Source organism: Hydrogenivirga okinawensis (assembly GCF_055385515.1).
The window spans coordinates 836,264-849,948 of record NZ_AP042386.1; the positions used below are offsets into that span (position 1 = coordinate 836,264).

At 47.4% G+C, this 13,685-nt stretch carries 25 protein-coding genes and 2 tRNA genes; 9 read left to right on the plus strand and 18 right to left on the minus strand.

From position 1 onward, the window contains the following. Positions 1-12 precede the first annotated feature (12 nt). The 7 genes from ACZ483_RS04825 (at position 13) to ACZ483_RS04855 (ending at position 4,290) form a co-directional block, all read left to right on the plus strand. Positions 13-615 (plus strand): hypothetical protein, encoded by a 603-nt coding sequence (locus tag ACZ483_RS04825; RefSeq protein WP_464325042.1) that lies wholly within the window; start codon positions 13-15, stop codon positions 613-615. Then, a complete protein-coding gene (locus tag ACZ483_RS04830) occupies positions 612-1,085 on the plus strand; it encodes a nitrous oxide reductase accessory protein NosL (protein ID WP_464325043.1) in 474 nt (157 codons plus the stop codon). The genes ACZ483_RS04825 and ACZ483_RS04830 overlap by 4 nt, the downstream gene beginning before the upstream one ends. Continuing rightward, entirely contained in the window at positions 1,058-2,311 is a 1,254-nt protein-coding gene (locus ACZ483_RS04835) for a nitrous oxide reductase family maturation protein NosD (protein ID WP_464325044.1), read from the plus strand. The genes ACZ483_RS04830 and ACZ483_RS04835 overlap by 28 nt, the downstream gene beginning before the upstream one ends. After that, complete coding sequence (locus ACZ483_RS04840) at positions 2,299-3,018, plus strand: ABC transporter ATP-binding protein (RefSeq protein WP_464325045.1); 720 nt, start codon at positions 2,299-2,301, stop codon at positions 3,016-3,018. Before ACZ483_RS04835 ends, ACZ483_RS04840 begins: the two co-directional genes overlap by 13 nt. Then, positions 3,011-3,796: an ABC transporter permease subunit gene (locus tag ACZ483_RS04845; protein ID WP_464325046.1), complete on the plus strand. Its 786-nt coding sequence runs from the start codon at positions 3,011-3,013 to the stop codon at positions 3,794-3,796. Before ACZ483_RS04840 ends, ACZ483_RS04845 begins: the two co-directional genes overlap by 8 nt. A 10-nt stretch (positions 3,797-3,806) precedes the next feature. Then, complete coding sequence (locus ACZ483_RS04850) at positions 3,807-4,133, plus strand: c-type cytochrome (protein ID WP_464325047.1); 327 nt, start codon at positions 3,807-3,809, stop codon at positions 4,131-4,133. Between the two features lie 79 nt (positions 4,134-4,212). Next, positions 4,213-4,290 (plus strand) — tRNA-Glu (locus ACZ483_RS04855). Positions 4,291-4,453: 163 nt separating this feature from the next. On the opposite strand, the gene ACZ483_RS04860 is transcribed toward ACZ483_RS04855, so the two are convergent. Both ACZ483_RS04860 and ACZ483_RS04865 read right to left on the minus strand, forming a co-directional pair. Further along, on the minus strand, positions 4,454-5,053 hold the full coding sequence (locus ACZ483_RS04860) for a transposase (RefSeq protein ID WP_464325048.1): 600 nt from the start codon (positions 5,051-5,053) through the stop codon (positions 4,454-4,456). A gap of 111 nt (positions 5,054-5,164) precedes the next feature. Next, positions 5,165-5,446, minus strand: coding sequence for a hypothetical protein (locus tag ACZ483_RS04865; RefSeq protein ID WP_464324482.1), 282 nt, complete (start codon positions 5,444-5,446; stop codon positions 5,165-5,167). A 92-nt stretch (positions 5,447-5,538) separates the two neighbouring features. On the opposite strand from ACZ483_RS04865, the gene ACZ483_RS04870 reads away from it, so the two are divergent. Together ACZ483_RS04870 and ACZ483_RS04875 are read left to right on the plus strand one after the other, a co-directional pair. Then, positions 5,539-5,614, plus strand: a tRNA-Val gene (locus ACZ483_RS04870). 414 nt (positions 5,615-6,028) lie between these two features. Continuing rightward, positions 6,029-6,232, plus strand: a complete 204-nt coding sequence (locus ACZ483_RS04875; RefSeq protein ID WP_464325049.1) for a DUF2283 domain-containing protein — start codon at positions 6,029-6,031, stop codon at positions 6,230-6,232. A gap of 4 nt (positions 6,233-6,236) precedes the next feature. On the opposite strand, the gene ACZ483_RS04880 is transcribed toward ACZ483_RS04875, so the two are convergent. The 16 genes from ACZ483_RS04880 to ACZ483_RS04955 all read right to left on the minus strand — a co-directional run bounded on the left by ACZ483_RS04880 (position 6,237) and on the right by ACZ483_RS04955 (position 13,661). Then, complete coding sequence (locus ACZ483_RS04880; protein WP_464325050.1) at positions 6,237-6,506, minus strand: hypothetical protein; 270 nt, start codon at positions 6,504-6,506, stop codon at positions 6,237-6,239. A 4-nt stretch (positions 6,507-6,510) separates the two neighbouring features. Continuing rightward, complete coding sequence (locus ACZ483_RS04885; RefSeq protein ID WP_464325051.1) at positions 6,511-6,798, minus strand: hypothetical protein; 288 nt, start codon at positions 6,796-6,798, stop codon at positions 6,511-6,513. Next, complete coding sequence (locus ACZ483_RS04890; RefSeq protein WP_464325052.1) at positions 6,789-6,953, minus strand: hypothetical protein; 165 nt, start codon at positions 6,951-6,953, stop codon at positions 6,789-6,791. Before ACZ483_RS04890 ends, ACZ483_RS04885 begins: the two co-directional genes overlap by 10 nt. After that, positions 6,937-7,176, minus strand: a complete 240-nt coding sequence (locus ACZ483_RS04895) for a hypothetical protein (protein ID WP_464325053.1) — start codon at positions 7,174-7,176, stop codon at positions 6,937-6,939. Before ACZ483_RS04895 ends, ACZ483_RS04890 begins: the two co-directional genes overlap by 17 nt. Before the next feature lie 84 nt (positions 7,177-7,260). After that, positions 7,261-7,545 (minus strand): hypothetical protein, encoded by a 285-nt coding sequence (locus tag ACZ483_RS04900; protein WP_464325054.1) that lies wholly within the window; start codon positions 7,543-7,545, stop codon positions 7,261-7,263. A 14-nt stretch (positions 7,546-7,559) separates the two neighbouring features. Continuing rightward, entirely contained in the window at positions 7,560-7,970 is a 411-nt protein-coding gene (locus ACZ483_RS04905; RefSeq protein WP_464325055.1) for a hypothetical protein, read from the minus strand. Positions 7,971-8,327: 357 nt separating this feature from the next. After that, positions 8,328-8,492 carry a hypothetical protein gene (locus tag ACZ483_RS04910; protein ID WP_464325056.1) on the minus strand — a complete coding sequence of 55 codons (165 nt, stop codon included), beginning with the start codon at positions 8,490-8,492 and terminating at the stop codon, positions 8,328-8,330. Positions 8,493-8,675: 183 nt separating this feature from the next. Beyond that, positions 8,676-9,308: a hypothetical protein gene (locus tag ACZ483_RS04915; RefSeq protein WP_464325057.1), complete on the minus strand. Its 633-nt coding sequence runs from the start codon at positions 9,306-9,308 to the stop codon at positions 8,676-8,678. Between the two features lie 13 nt (positions 9,309-9,321). Beyond that, positions 9,322-9,501, minus strand: coding sequence for a hypothetical protein (locus ACZ483_RS04920; protein WP_464325058.1), 180 nt, complete (start codon positions 9,499-9,501; stop codon positions 9,322-9,324). A 26-nt stretch (positions 9,502-9,527) separates the two neighbouring features. Next, positions 9,528-9,704, minus strand: coding sequence for a hypothetical protein (locus tag ACZ483_RS04925; RefSeq protein WP_464325059.1), 177 nt, complete (start codon positions 9,702-9,704; stop codon positions 9,528-9,530). Further along, positions 9,701-10,165 (minus strand): hypothetical protein, encoded by a 465-nt coding sequence (locus ACZ483_RS04930; protein ID WP_464325060.1) that lies wholly within the window; start codon positions 10,163-10,165, stop codon positions 9,701-9,703. The genes ACZ483_RS04925 and ACZ483_RS04930 overlap by 4 nt, the downstream gene beginning before the upstream one ends. A gap of 12 nt (positions 10,166-10,177) precedes the next feature. After that, the gene (locus ACZ483_RS04935) at positions 10,178-12,169 is read right to left on the minus strand and encodes an AAA family ATPase (protein ID WP_464325061.1); all 1,992 of its coding nucleotides are present in this window, start codon (positions 12,167-12,169) and stop codon (positions 10,178-10,180) included. A 15-nt stretch (positions 12,170-12,184) separates the two neighbouring features. Then, on the minus strand, positions 12,185-12,376 hold the full coding sequence (locus tag ACZ483_RS04940; RefSeq protein ID WP_464325062.1) for a helix-turn-helix domain-containing protein: 192 nt from the start codon (positions 12,374-12,376) through the stop codon (positions 12,185-12,187). Positions 12,377-12,650: 274 nt separating this feature from the next. Next, the gene (locus ACZ483_RS04945; protein ID WP_464325063.1) at positions 12,651-12,923 is read right to left on the minus strand and encodes a hypothetical protein; all 273 of its coding nucleotides are present in this window, start codon (positions 12,921-12,923) and stop codon (positions 12,651-12,653) included. Continuing rightward, a complete protein-coding gene (locus ACZ483_RS04950; protein ID WP_464325064.1) occupies positions 12,910-13,146 on the minus strand; it encodes a hypothetical protein in 237 nt (78 codons plus the stop codon). Before ACZ483_RS04950 ends, ACZ483_RS04945 begins: the two co-directional genes overlap by 14 nt. 227 nt (positions 13,147-13,373) lie before the next feature. Further along, complete coding sequence (locus ACZ483_RS04955) at positions 13,374-13,661, minus strand: hypothetical protein (RefSeq protein WP_464325065.1); 288 nt, start codon at positions 13,659-13,661, stop codon at positions 13,374-13,376. Positions 13,662-13,685 lie beyond the last annotated feature (24 nt).

Consider the following 13,685-nt stretch of genomic DNA (forward strand, 5'->3'; position numbering starts at 1 on the left):
GGAGGTAGTGTTATGAATGTGATTTCTCGGGGGCTTCTCGCCCTCGCCTCCCTCTTACTTATAGGGGTCTTCTTCGTCCCACTCTGGAAGATCACACTTACAGCTCCCCAGTATCCCGAAGGCCTGGGAATGCTCATATGGGTGAACAACATAACGGGGGAAAACCCTCACGATTTATACAACATTAACCTACTGAACCACTACATAGGTATGGCTCCTATAGAGCCGGAGAAGGTTATAGAGCTCAAGATAATGCCTATCGTGTTCGGGTTCTTCATACTGTTCGGTCTGATAGGAGCCGTTACCGGAAAGAGATGGATACTGACGGCTTGGGTGGTTCTTTTCGTGATATTCGGAATTCTTGGAATAGCTGACTTCTGGTGGTGGGAGTACAAGTACGGGCACAACCTCGATCCGAACGCACCTCTCAAGATACCGGGGCTCGCCTATCAACCGCCTCTTATAGGTTGTAAAACGCTCCTCAACATGAAAGCCTGCTCCTGGCCCACTGTTGGAACTTACATAGCGCTGGCGTCCCTTGTGCTGGGTGTTATAGCCTTCCTTGCAGACAGGTTACTATCTCAGACAACTTCAGTTAGGGCGGTTGAGGCATGAGCAGGTCCCTTCTGCTCCTTCTGCCCCTCCTTTTGCTTTTTATATCCTGTGAAACCAAGCCTCTTCCAGAACCCATAGAGTACGGGAGGGACTCCTGTGCCTTCTGCAGGATGATAATAGCCGACGCGGGTTTTGCCGCAGAGCTTAAAACGAAGAAGGGCAAAGTTTACAAGTTCGACTCTATCGAATGCTTAGCTGCCTTCGTCCTCTCAGGATATGTGAAAAGGGATGAGATACTCGCCATGTGGGTAGCTGACTTTGCCAACAAAGATAATTTCCTTAGGGTCGAGGAGGCAAAGTTTTTAGTCAGCGACCGCTTAAGGAGTCCTATGGGATTAAACATATCCGCTTACTCCAATGAAGAAGATCTTCAAACCGCTCACAGGAACTTTGGAGGAAGGATCCTTACGTGGGAAGAGGTGTTATCCTATGTGGCGGAGAAATGGAAGGAAAGAATTGGAAAGGGGTAGCTATTCTAACGCTATTATTTCCGCTGTTAGCATTTGCCGAAGTTGTAGAGGTCTGCCCGAGCTGTGAGTTTAAATCGGTTAAAGAAGCCCTGAGTAAAGTCAAAAGCGGGGACACTGTTCTTGTTAAGGGAGGGGTATACAGGGAGGGGGAGCTGAGAATAGATAAGAGCGTAAAGCTACTTGGTGAAGGTTATCCCACCTTGGACGGTGAGGGGAAGTACGAAGTTATAAGGATAGTTGCCGATAACGTGGTCGTCGAAGGTTTCAGGATAGTTAACTCGGGCAGGAGCGAGATAGAAGATATAGCCGGATTGAAGGTAGAAAACGCCAAAGGGTGCATAATCAGAAACAACGTCCTTGAAAACAACTTCTGGGCTATCTATCTGGCTAACGTTGAGAGCTGCCAAGTGCTCGGAAACAGAATAAAGGGTCCCGGGAAGGTTGGGGAAGCTTTCTCGGGCAACGGAATACATATATGGCATTCAAAAGGGGTTTTGGTAAAGGGAAACTACATCACGGGACACAGGGACGGAATCTACTTCGAGTTCGTCGAGGACAGCACGATAGAAGAAAATCTGGTGGAGGGTAACTGGAGGTACGGACTCCATTTTATGTTCTCTCATAGGGATAAGTACGTAAGAAACGTCTTCAGGAAGAACGGCGTGGGCGTGGCGGTTATGTACACTAAGAAGGTTCTCATGAAGGAAAACCGGTTCGAGAACAACTGGGGAGGAGCTTCTTACGGACTGCTCCTCAAAGCCATAAACGACAGCCTCATAGAGCATAACACCTTTTATAGGAACACAGCAGGAATCCTGATGGACGAGTGTCAGAGGACAACCGTAAGAGAAAATAACTTCGTAGAGAACGGCTGGGCTATGAGAATATGGGCAAACTCCTCGAACAACCTGATCACGGGGAACAACTTCTTGGGAAACACCTTCGACCTCGCCACCAACAGTGCAATGAACCCCAATAGGATAGAAGGCAATTACTGGAGCTCTTACAGAGGCTACGATCTGAACAGGGACGGATACGGAGACATACCCTACAGACCTGTGAAGCTGTTCTCCTACATAGTCGAAAATAATCCCGCCGCGACCGTTCTTCTGCGGAGCTTCTTTGTAGAGCTATTAAACGTAGTGGAGGAAACGCTTCCCGCGGTGGTATCCGTTTCAATACAGGACCCCAAACCAAGGATGAGGCGGATTCGATGGGAAAGATAGAGATAAAGGATCTCAGAAAGAGGTTCGGAAGGATAGAGGTCCTCAAAGGGATTACCCTGAGCGTGGAAAAGGGTGAGGTGGTGGCAATTCTTGGACCGAACGCTTCGGGAAAGACCACCCTGCTCAAGTGTATCCTTGGGCTCGTTATCCCCGATGGTGGTACGGTTCGGGTGAATGGCAGGGACGTGACGGAAAGCCCTCTCTACAAGGAAGTAATCGGATATATGCCCCAGGAGCCAAGCTTCCCAGCGAACATAACTCCCGCAGAACTTATATCGCTAATATCGGATTTAAGAAATTCCTTTCCCAAGGAGGAGATAGAGAGGCTCTTAGAGGTGTTTTCCCTGAAGGATCATCTGAGTAAGCCTATGAGAGCCTTATCCGGAGGCACCAAGCAGAAGATAAACGCCGTATTAGCTTTAGCCTTCAATCCTGAGTTCCTCATACTCGACGAGCCGACGGCGGGGCTCGATCCCCTTTCAAGCACGAGATTGAAGGAGGAGATACTGAATCGGAGGAGAGGAGGAACGGGTGTTATTTTAACAACCCACATAATGGGTGAGGTGGAGGAACTCGCCGACCGAATCTTATTCCTCATAGATGGATCGATGAAGGTAGATGCAGGTGTCGAAGAGCTAAAGGAGGAAACAGGGGAGAGGACTCTTGAAAGGGCTCTCGCGAGGATACTGGAGGAGAAGGGTGCGTAAGCTATACAGGCTCTATCTGACCGATACAAAGAACCTCCTCAAAGTTAAGTGGATGTGGCTCTACCTGTGTTTTATAGTTGGAGGTACGTTTGCCTTCCTTTACATAAGTCAGGACGTTTCCAAGGTCGTTCTCAGCCTTCTAAATCTCACTCTTCTCTTGGTGCCCCTCTTCAGCTTGGTCTTCGGGTTATCCTATCTATACGATTCGAGGAACTTTATAGAACTTCTCCTCTCCCAGCCGGTCGGCAGGAGTCAGATATTTCTCGGAAAGTTCCTGTCGGTGGGAGTTCTGGTGGGAGGTTTTTACGTTCTCGGAATCTGTATTCCTCTCTTTCGGGAGCTTTTGGGACCTAACTCTCACCTTATACTTCTTCTCGCCCTCTCAGGTAGCCTTCTCTCTCTTGTCTTTACATCACTGTCTTTCCTTATAGGAACTCTCTTCGACGACAGGGTAAAGGGCGTGAGCCTCCTGCTGGCGGTCTGGCTCTATCTATCTGTACTCCACGACGGACTTATTCTTTTCATAATTTATGTCCTCAGGGACTACCCTCTCGAGAAGCTTGTTCTTTTCCTATCCCTTATCAATCCGGTGGATACGGCAAGGCTACTCATAGTTTTGAACCTCGACGTGGCGGCGTTGATGGGAGTTACGGGAGTAATTTTTAAAGAGTTTCTCGGATCTATGTTGGGATCCGCTGTCTCCGGGCTCTCACTGCTTCTATGGTTTTTTATACCCTTTATAATCAGCTTAATGCTTTTTAAAAGGAAAGACTTTTAGGAGAACTGAAATGATATGGGCTATCCTACTGGCGCTTATTCTCACAGCAGGCTGTGAGAGACAGGGAGAGAAGGCTCAGGCAAAGATAAACGTCAAAGAGCTCGTGGGTATAAAAGGTTGTCCCTACTGTCACGATATGAGAAGACAACTTCTCGGTCCATCTTTTTACGCTATAAGCGAGAGATACAGCAAGAAGGACGAGGACAAACTGGTGGAAAGCATACTGAAGGGTAGCAGGGGAAAGTGGGGAGATAACGCCATGCCTCCTCAGAAGGTGACTGAAGAAGAGGCACGCATCATAGTCAGGTGGATACTCAACCTTAAATCAAATCGGTAATACCCCTTTCCTCCGGTAGGGTTGATCTACTTGACAGGTGTAGGGTTCGGTTTTATAATACCTTTTTGTCCTAAGGGCAGCCCCCATCGTCTAGCCTGGCCTAGGACGCCGGCCTTTCACGCCGGAAACGCGGGTTCAAATCCCGCTGGGGGTGCCATTTTTATCTAATTTACCTGTAAAAGTTCTTAACACTCTGTAAAAAATTTACAATCAGTGCTCTCACCGTAGAAAAAATGACCTTTTGAAAATTCTCTCCCTTTTTTTTCTGTAAAAATCTTTGACGGAAAAATGGCTTGTATATTTGAGCCTGTACAAAAGATCTAAACTTTTGCGGAATATGAGTAACTTCCTATCAAGTCTTTGAGCAGAAATAGAAACAGTCTATCATCAGGGAAAGAAGAAAACCTCAAACTTCGTCGTATCGGTAACTCAAAAAACTCAAGCAGATCCAGAATCCGCAGATAAACATCTGGCATAACAAGAGAAAGAAGAAACCTCCTGAAGTCCTTGCCGCTCAGCTCCGCCTTGAGCCTTATAAGCCTCACATGCCATACAGCCAGTATCCAGAGCCTTATAACTCTGAGTCTCCTTACCATATAGTCCTCAAGTCCCATCCCCTTCATAGTCCTTATCTCATGCTCTATATCCCATCTCACCTTGTAGTAGCTCTCAAACCTCTCAGACTTGGGAAACCACAGATCCCTTAATTTGTGTCCTGTCTCTTCATCCACTCTCCTCTGGCTTATGGCACAGACAAAGTCTATCTCTTGAGAGAGAAGGAAGTTAATAAGTCTGTTGCAGGTAAACCCTGCATCGCAAAGAAAGAGGAGATTGGGGAAAAGCTTTTTCAGTGGAGGAATGAGATCTCCGAGAACAGATATCAGAGCATCTATGGGCTTTTTGTCAACCAGAAGTTCCAAGTGAATAGGGATTCTGAAGTTTTGAACTGAGAAGCTGATAACCAGGGCTCTGTGAGCAAGGATAGATCTTTTGAGGGAAGGATCGTAGAGTTTTCTGACACCTTCTATCTTTTAGCCTGTCTTTCTCAAGAGAGTTGTATCGGCTATAAGGAAGGCGGTGGTCTTTAAGGATCTGAGTTTGTCAAGGAGTGAGGAGGCAAGATCCTGAATCAAGGGCATTGGATTGGAGTTGGTAGGGCTAAGGAATCTTGAGAGGGCAGAGGCGGAGTAGGTGGGAGAGGATGACAAAGTATAGGGAGATTGTGAGAGAATATTAAGTAGAGCGTGGTATTTGGCTTCTACCGTGAGTTTCACCTCCTCGGGGACTTCCTCGGGGAGGTTCTTTTTTATCAACTTAAGTGGTTTCTTGTCAAGAACTGCAAAACTTTAGTTTTAAAGTGTTGTGTCCTCAATAAAAATGAACTATAATAAAAGCCCTACAAGGAAGGCGGGTAGCTCAGTTGGGAGAGCGCCGCCCTTACAAGGCGGAGGTCGCAGGTTCGAGTCCTGTCCCGCCTACCACCTAATCCCTGAAGCTCAAACACTCTCGAAACTCTCGATTTTCAAGGCTTTGAGAGAGCACAGTTTAAAGAGTCCCATCTCCCCAAGCTCTTGTATATCAACCTATCCAGAAGACAGAAACATAACAGAAAATAACAAAAAATCACAGAAAATTACTCCCATTTTTCAACCTATTTTCAACCCTTCTAACCTTTGGGAGACAAAGCTTAGACCTGAAAAGTTAGCGCCTATTAACCGGTCTCTGAAGGCGTTGGGAGAGAAGGGATAGAGAAGATAGGTTAGGATATACTAACAAAGCATAAATATAGCCTCTGATAAAAGCTTCTGATGTTTAAAGATTGTCGTAGAACCTTCGGGAGATAAAGTAATAGTCATTACGGCTTACTTCGACGGGACGCTAAAGAGGGAAGGACTATGCGGATAAAATACATTCTTGAAACGGACACGCTCCTGATAAGGCTTAAGGACGATCCGGTAGCCGAAAGCGAGTATGTGGAAGGTAAGGGCACAGTGATAGATTACAGCGATAAGAATGAAATTGTGGGATACGAGATAATGGATTGGTCTAAGTTTGAGAAGGCAAGCAAGGAGCTTGTGCTGGGGAAGGGCACAATTTAACCCTTTAATCCTCCTCGTCCTCGTCGTCCGCTATCTCGTATTTCATCAGGTAGTCGGGTATCCCCAGCTCCTTCCACCTTTCCTTCGGAAACAGGAGCATCGCCATGAGGACGTATAACCTTTCCACTCCCTTGAAGTCCTTCCCCAGCTGCGTCAAGTCCTCGTCCTGCATCTGGTAAATCATGAGAGGGACGAACTTCCTTGCCGCTTCCAGATCCGACGGTGGTAATTTCTCCAGCTCTGTAATTAACCGCGACAAGTTCATCTTTGCCATGCTCTTAGTCTAACTCATGTCGTTTTTCGTGAACCCTCTCCAGAAACCCGAAGAAAGCTTTAACCTCTCCTACCTTCGTGGATCTGACGTGATCCGTCCCTTTAGAGATTCCCCTTTCCTTCCCCTGAGCTTTAGCTCTTAGCTCCTGTATCTTCCCTAAGACCTCTCCCCAGTCAAAAGAGATCTCGGCGCTGTCTGGTAGCTCTTCTATCTCCTTGAAGTCGTCAGGAGTGTAAACCCTCTCTGAGCTCAAAGCCCTCTCGATCCTCTCGAGCTTGCTCCTTATCCCCATCTCTTTATACCTCCCTTCAGAACTATCTCCTTTGTCCTCATCTCTTCCACCTCTCCCTTCTCGTTTATTATCTCCTGCCTGATGATTATCTTCTTTTCTCCCTCTCTGGCTCTTAGCTCCTTCTCAAGTTTCTCGAGCTTAGTTCTTAACTTCACAGCTCAACCTCCCGTTTGTGTTCACGAGCTCCTCAAGCCTTCTAACTCTCTCTTCAAGCTCTCCAACCTCTATGAGCTCCTTGGCAAGCTTGAGGGCGTAGACTATCGCATTAGCTCTCTTGGGATCCATCTCTCCCTTCATGAGCTCCCTTACCACTCTTCTCACTACTCTGTTTATCTCTTCGGCTGTTTTGAGTTTAGGGATCCTGAGCTTGTCGGCCATGTTAGTCCCTCCCGAAGTGCTCCTTAGCCATGTTGAAGGTGAGTTTAAGGAATGACTCTGAAGGTTGGGAATAAAGAACTTCCATTAAAGGAGCACCCCCATCAGTTCTCTTTGCTCCGTTTCCATCCTCTTCCTTCCGTTCAGGCTCTTGAGGAACCTGCTAACGTCCATCTCAACCTCAGCCCATCCTTTTTTCCTCAAATACCTTGCGGTGTAGCTCTTGAGTGTTTCAATACAGTCTACGAAGCCGTTGTAATACTGAGGATCTATGTCCGAATCTCCTTCCATCATGGCTCTTTCGAGGTTGAGCATGCCTAAGAGCCAAGGTATAAAGGCATGGACTGAGTGTCTCTCTAAAGGGCTTATCATCACCTGACCTCCTTTTATCCATACACGAGCGGAGACAAAAGCCCCGCCACTTTGGGAATGTTGTCTAAAGGTTGCATTCCGGGAACCGAGGGGATGAAGTAAAAGGGCTCTCTGAAAAGATACGGCATGAAAAGATCGGGCGAGTAGTAAAGGGGAACTCTCCGCCTTCCTTCCCACAATTTTCTCATCTGCTCTTCTCTGTTCTCTCTTATGCGTGTCTTCTGTTTAGAGAGCCTCTTCCAGAGTTCCCAGACCAGAGAGCTGTCTATTACCTGAGGATCCGAATAAACTGGATTGCTCGGATCGTGTTTAGAAAAGTAATCCTCAAGGAAGCTCTGATAGAAGGGAACCCATGACCACATACCACGGCTGAGCAATCCCCGAACGTTGTAAGCCTGAGTCGGGAAGCTGAGAGTTATATCCATTTCCCTCTCCTCCCTTAATTTGAAAGAACTCCGGGATAGTAATAATCTGTCAAGTTATTGGGAGAATGCAAGAAAAAGTTTCCGGAGTTATCAAGAGGTTAGGCAGGACTAACTTAGTTGCTTGGTATATCGAGGGATTTAAATTATTCTTGATGCTGTCGGTTAGCTCCCCGGGAGCGTCTGAGCCGGCAGCAGACGTGGTCCTACCCGGGGATAGGCCACGTGGGTATATAATCCTTTGTAAAGGATTTAAATTATTCCTGGGAGGTGCTGAAGGGTGGCCACCCGCGCTCCTGAACGCTCGGGCGTTCTTGTACAGCACCTCCTCTTTCAAAAAGACATCTTCACGCCAACATCTCACCTCCACAACCCCATCTCCTTCCCTCTCTTGTTCATTCCCTTCAGAAGAACAGCCTCCCTCTTAGTGAAGTAATATCCAACTCCGTAAAGGATCTCCTCTAAAAGCTCCTTCTCCTCAGAAGAGAGAGACTCCTCAAACTCCTTCCATGTCTCAACTGTCACGTGAGCGTCTTCTACGGGATTGTTTACTCTGTATCCACCGCTGATGAATATGAGGCTACTGCTACGGGAGAGCCTGCTTTCGGCTATCTCATACTTCCTGTGAGCTTTCCTTATCTTCCTCGCAACGCTACCACATAAGCTCCTGGTTTGAGAGCCGACTCATTCTCTAACCTCCCTTTGTTTTTAAAGCTTCCCTTCGAATTTGCAAAAGACCTTCTTTCTGTTCTTCTTGGAGCTCGCAAGCTCCTCGAGGAGATCGAGCTTCATGACCGCACAGAGGTCGTTCTCTGGAAGGGGCATTATTAGGATGTCTGCCTTGTCGAGATGCTTCGCTATCCCCTGTAATGTCCTCGGCTTTGCCAGCTTGCCCTTGAGGTATATGTTCCCCCTTCTGGGTTTTTTGAACCTAAACTCATCCTCCTCGAAAACAAGCCTCGTTATAAGGGCAAGGGTTATGACCCACCTCCCTTCGCCGTCTTTCTTTAGCCCGACTACGGAGAAGGTATACATGTTCAGAGTGTAGAGGGCTAAGAAGGGACTCGATCTGAATATCTCCTTCCCTACCTCTCCCCCAAAGAGCTCGTTCAGAGCTTCCCTTACGAACTCACGCCTCTTTGTCTCTACCTCTATCTCCCCCGCTTCTATGAGTATCCTGTCTATGAACCGGGAGAGTTCCCCTTCAATAGCCATCTCTACGACTACGAAGGCGGGGACTTCCACCATGTCTTTATCTCCCGAAGGATCCTCGTGGAACTGTGCCACTTCCCATACGTAGCCCTTCTCCAGTATTCTGGTTGTGAACCGCGTCTCATCCATCTACAACCTCCTTTTACAGCTTTCCTTCTGCGAGGGCTGTGCTCACCTCCTCCACGTGGATGGCTAAAGGCATCATCTTGAGGTAGTGGATGAGGATCCTCATGTTTGCGTTGAGGTCGTGGAGCTCTTTGGCTATGGCTCTCAGCTCCTTCGCTATGAGCTCGGTCTCCTGCTTCTCAGGTTGTTCTTTCATGACCTCCCTCCTTTTGAGATTTAAACTTATCCCCCATCTTCCACCTCTCCGCTCTGGTGGGTGATGATAATGAACTCCCTTCTGCATTCCTGACAGTAAACGAGCAGGGCGGTCTGGTATTCCCCGTAGATGTTTTCCACTCTGCTGAGATTCTGCCTCCCGCATAAGGGGCAATAGGTGTCTGAAAAGATGTCGCTTTTCATGTTCTCCTCCAGAAGACATAAATCCCATCCTCCCCTTTATCTACGTGCCAGCCTTTGGAGAGGATAAGGTCTCTGTGGGCTATAAGATACCGCTCTACCTCTTTCCTGCCTTTCAGCCTGAGTGTCATCTCAAGGTCTTCAAGGTCAAGTTCGAAGCTCCTGACTCCCCCGAAGAAGTTAAGAAGTAGCTCAAGCCTCTTGAGGGGATCAGCCTCTCCCTTGAAGACTTCTCTCTCGTAGTCGAACCTCCAGAGGTTCCAGTCTTTTTCGTCGAGTATAAGGTATTTGAGGAACCAGAGGAACTTTCTAAACTCGTAATCGTCGAGATCCTGTATCAGATTGAGCATTTCCTCTTTGGTGTTTATGATCCCGAAGGCGGGGCGGAGGTCGAGAGGGAGGGGGAGCTTTTGAGTTATCTCGGCTATCTTCTTAAGCCTCTCTTTCAGATCTTTAACCTGCACAGCGACACCTCCTCAAAAATCCAGGTCTTCAGTGCTGACACTCCCTCCGCCATTGCCTCGTGAGGTCTCTTCAGCTTCTTTCAATAACTCAGAAAGGTCGATTTCGCTCTTCTCCTTGTCTCCGTTGAGTTTGCCTACTGTGCTCTCCGCCGAATTACCATCTAACCGTTGGGGCTCTTGAGTTTGCCTGTTTTCCTCCTTATATATATAAGGGGGCAAACAGGAAAACAGGGTGGAAGGATCGGAGAGTCTCTTGTAGACCTTTGCGTTCTTCTCAAGTCTTACAGCTTCCCAGCACTTTCCCTCATACTTTTCGAGCACTTCCTTTATTCGATTTTTGCCGTGGGGCACGTCATCGACGTGTGTCTTTAAGTAGTCATTCGCCACCGCTATAAGATCACCTTGCTTTCTTCCCTCAGGCGGGATCAGTTTGTAAATGACCTCAGCAATTATTTTCTCCTCTTCTTTCTTAGGTGGAAGAACCTCGTGAAGGTTCAAGTTCTCGTCAATTTTAAAAGCTACGTTCCTCTTAACCGGTATGCGGTCTTTAAAATTCTCGAAGGTAAACCTGTTCTCGTTCTTGTGAAGTCTATACGCTACATCTACGGCGTCCACGACTGTAGTGTTGTTCTTGTAAGGTTCATCTTCGTCAACTTTCTTCGGTAAGTGATGCAAGATTAAAACGGTGTGCCCGGTTTCTCTTAAATCCATAAGTTCGCTCATAACTTCTGTCATTTCTTTATCTGAGTTGAGTTCCATACCCTTAGAGAAGTTCTTGAGCGTATCGACTACGATAACCATGTGATCTCGATTTCTTAACTCCTTCTTAAGTGCTTTCCATACCTCTGATTTACTATGGACGGGGTGAACGGATCGGCTAACATAGGTTAGTTCTCTCCCGAGATAAGGGAAAAGCTGAGCCTGTCTCAGACGCTCCTTTATCACATGAAGGGAGTTATCCAGGTCGAGGTAGAGAACTCTCTCGCCTCTGCTTATCAACAACTTAGCAATAGCAAGAGCGGAAAGGCTCTTACCTCCGCCGTATTTTGCCGTTATTAAGGTGAGACTTCCCTTCGGGATGAAGCCTTCAATTAAAAATTCAGGTTCGTAGCCTTCCAGTCTGTCAGGGGTCAAGGAAAGCTCTCTTAGAATAGAAAACCTATCAGGATCGTAAGGCTCAGCTTCTTTAAGGAGTTCGTTGATCTTGGTCTTTATTTCCTCTTCGGAGAGTCCTGCCTCTTCCCATTCTTCTATGAGGTCTGCGATATCCCCCTTCTCGCCCACATGAGTAGAGAGATCGACCCAATACAGAGCTTCGGCTTTTCCATTAAGAGAGGTAGCAACTTCTTTCATGTGCTCGATGCCTGTGGTGTCATTATCAGGGAAGAGATAAACTGTTTTCCCCTCAAGCCATTTAGAGAATTCCGGCTTCCAGCTTCCAGCTCCGTGAGGGGAGGTAGTGGCAACGTAGCCGTACTTTATAAGAGCATCAGCACACTTCTCTCCCTCAGCTACGAGGACGGTATCAGCGGAAAGGACGTCGCCGAGGTTGTAAATGACATCTTCCGCACCCCCCTTCCCTGATACCCATTTTTCATTTTCGTAGTCGTAGGTGTGGACTGTAAAAGTTTTTCCTCCGTCAGGAAGCCTGTACCTTACCTTCTTGAATGCAAGACTCCCGTCTTCCTTCCAGTAGAAATATTCAGCCTCGACTTTACGCTCCCCGCCTCTGTTTAGAAGTCTCATCCTCTCGAGGAGACCTTTAGCCTCTTTAAGAGCCAGCCCTTTAGCTTGAGCCGTGAGTTTCACTAAACCACCGACCTCTCCGCAAGCTTTACAATGGAAGCGACCAGTTTTTGGATCCACAAAGAGAGAGGGATTATGGTCATCATGGAAAGGACATCGGGCGACAGCATAGCCCTTGGGATAGATCTTAAAACCGTCTAACAGCTCTTGCAGAAAGTTAATTAATGAGCTATCATTAAGGACGCTTGCCTTTTCCATCTCTTACCTCCTTTTTCACTTCTCAGGAACCGCCGGAGGAAGTTTCTTTAAGTATTCCTCCAGTTCATCTCGAAGGAATATCAGCCTCCTTCCAAGCCTTCGGGCGGGAAGCTGTTTACGATAGACCTTCAATCTGATGTTTTCCTCGGATGTGCCGAACAGTTCGGCAACATCCTTAGCCGTGAGTACAAGCTTTTCTGAAGACATACTACTCCACCTCCTTTAAAAGTTTTTGGGGAGAAAGCGAACCAAGAACTTTACGACAGGATTAAAAGAGGGGAAGGGAATAAAGATATTGAGGTTTTCGGTATGTTCTACACCGCAATATAAAGATGAGTCAAGACCTATGCGCTTGCAATATGATATCAAGGCAGAATTTACTAAGTATATCAATAACTTATATGTTTTATGTGCAAGTGGTTGATAAGCATACACTTTTGTATCAGGAAGGGGGAGAGCCCCATTGGGAACTCCGCCCCCCTTAAACACCCCTCCTATCCAAAAACCTAAACATCTCTTCTCTAACGCCTTCCGCTTCATTCTTCAGGAAGTCCATCCAGTCCGCTACCGTGTTGGCGTAGTCAATCAAAGCTTCCTCAAGAGCTTTCTCGTCTTTAGCATCCTTCTCCTTCTGATGGGCGTATGAGGTTAAAGCTCTCAAGGTAAAGGCGTACTCTTCGAGCTTGCAGGCAAAAACCTCAACCACATCGTAATCGGGCTTAATCATGTCCCTCACCTCCTCAAAGGTTTTCATCTTCAACTCCCCACACATAGGGGACATAGAACACTTCATCATCCACAGCTATGAGTTTTCCGCCTTCCAGCTCCCAGACCTTGGCTTTGACCTCTTCGGGCTTTCCGAACTCTTCGGTAAGGCTGTCTGTGAACTCCTCAGGTGCTGTTATACGGAATGTCTTTCCGTCCCTCATCAGGTTCTTGACAACCTTCCCAAAGTCAGCCTTCTTGAACGTTAGCATGGCGCACCTCCTTTAAAATGTTTTTGCGCGACAGAAGTTCACAGCTGACAAAGTAAGCAACCTTGGTATAGGGCTTGTGAGCGTTGCCCTCGGGCTTATAATCTTTCCTGATGAGTGATATAGTTCTGTTGGCTCTGATAGCTTCGGTAGGAATGTGGGCTCTCGTTTTCCTTGCGAGGTATCTTGACCGCAAAGCCCATGCTTCCTGAACGCCATCTCACTCCTCCTTAAGCAGTTTTCAAAAGACCGGGAAGCCCCAGAGCTTCCCAGTCGAGCTGAGCGTGAAGAACATCTTCCCCTCGGTCGGTCATGCGGGTGATGACCTTTCCGTAGGGGGTATAATAGGTGTAGCCTTCATCCACTACAAAGCCCTCCTCGTCCGTGTCCTCCCACAGGGACACTTCAAGGACGGGGAGGGTGATAATCTCAGAGCCTATCCGGAGCTGGAGCTCCCTGACTTCTTGAGCCTGTCTCATGGCTGATACCTCCTTAGTGATGTATTCGTTATTGTTCATAATAATCCGTCTTTATTCGTTTGT

Coding starts and splice junctions, on each gene's coding strand:
- ACZ483_RS04825 (WP_464325042.1), top strand. CDS start 13: ATGAATGTGATTTCTCGGGGGCTTCTCGCCCTCGCCTCCCTCTTACTT.
- ACZ483_RS04830 (WP_464325043.1), top strand. CDS start 612: ATGAGCAGGTCCCTTCTGCTCCTTCTGCCCCTCCTTTTGCTTTTTATA.
- ACZ483_RS04835 (WP_464325044.1), top strand. CDS start 1,058: ATGGAAGGAAAGAATTGGAAAGGGGTAGCTATTCTAACGCTATTATTT.
- ACZ483_RS04840 (WP_464325045.1), top strand. CDS start 2,299: ATGGGAAAGATAGAGATAAAGGATCTCAGAAAGAGGTTCGGAAGGATA.
- ACZ483_RS04850 (WP_464325047.1), top strand. CDS start 3,807: ATGATATGGGCTATCCTACTGGCGCTTATTCTCACAGCAGGCTGTGAG.
- ACZ483_RS04875 (WP_464325049.1), top strand. CDS start 6,029: ATGCGGATAAAATACATTCTTGAAACGGACACGCTCCTGATAAGGCTT.
- ACZ483_RS04880 (WP_464325050.1), bottom strand. CDS start 6,506: ATGGCAAAGATGAACTTGTCGCGGTTAATTACAGAGCTGGAGAAATTA.
- ACZ483_RS04885 (WP_464325051.1), bottom strand. CDS start 6,798: ATGGGGATAAGGAGCAAGCTCGAGAGGATCGAGAGGGCTTTGAGCTCA.
- ACZ483_RS04895 (WP_464325053.1), bottom strand. CDS start 7,176: ATGGCCGACAAGCTCAGGATCCCTAAACTCAAAACAGCCGAAGAGATA.
- ACZ483_RS04900 (WP_464325054.1), bottom strand. CDS start 7,545: ATGATAAGCCCTTTAGAGAGACACTCAGTCCATGCCTTTATACCTTGG.
- ACZ483_RS04905 (WP_464325055.1), bottom strand. CDS start 7,970: ATGGATATAACTCTCAGCTTCCCGACTCAGGCTTACAACGTTCGGGGA.
- ACZ483_RS04915 (WP_464325057.1), bottom strand. CDS start 9,308: ATGGATGAGACGCGGTTCACAACCAGAATACTGGAGAAGGGCTACGTA.
- ACZ483_RS04920 (WP_464325058.1), bottom strand. CDS start 9,501: ATGAAAGAACAACCTGAGAAGCAGGAGACCGAGCTCATAGCGAAGGAG.
- ACZ483_RS04925 (WP_464325059.1), bottom strand. CDS start 9,704: ATGAAAAGCGACATCTTTTCAGACACCTATTGCCCCTTATGCGGGAGG.
- ACZ483_RS04935 (WP_464325061.1), bottom strand. CDS start 12,169: ATGGAAAAGGCAAGCGTCCTTAATGATAGCTCATTAATTAACTTTCTG.
- ACZ483_RS04940 (WP_464325062.1), bottom strand. CDS start 12,376: ATGTCTTCAGAAAAGCTTGTACTCACGGCTAAGGATGTTGCCGAACTG.
- ACZ483_RS04945 (WP_464325063.1), bottom strand. CDS start 12,923: ATGAAAACCTTTGAGGAGGTGAGGGACATGATTAAGCCCGATTACGAT.
- ACZ483_RS04950 (WP_464325064.1), bottom strand. CDS start 13,146: ATGCTAACGTTCAAGAAGGCTGACTTTGGGAAGGTTGTCAAGAACCTG.
- ACZ483_RS04955 (WP_464325065.1), bottom strand. CDS start 13,661: ATGAACAATAACGAATACATCACTAAGGAGGTATCAGCCATGAGACAG.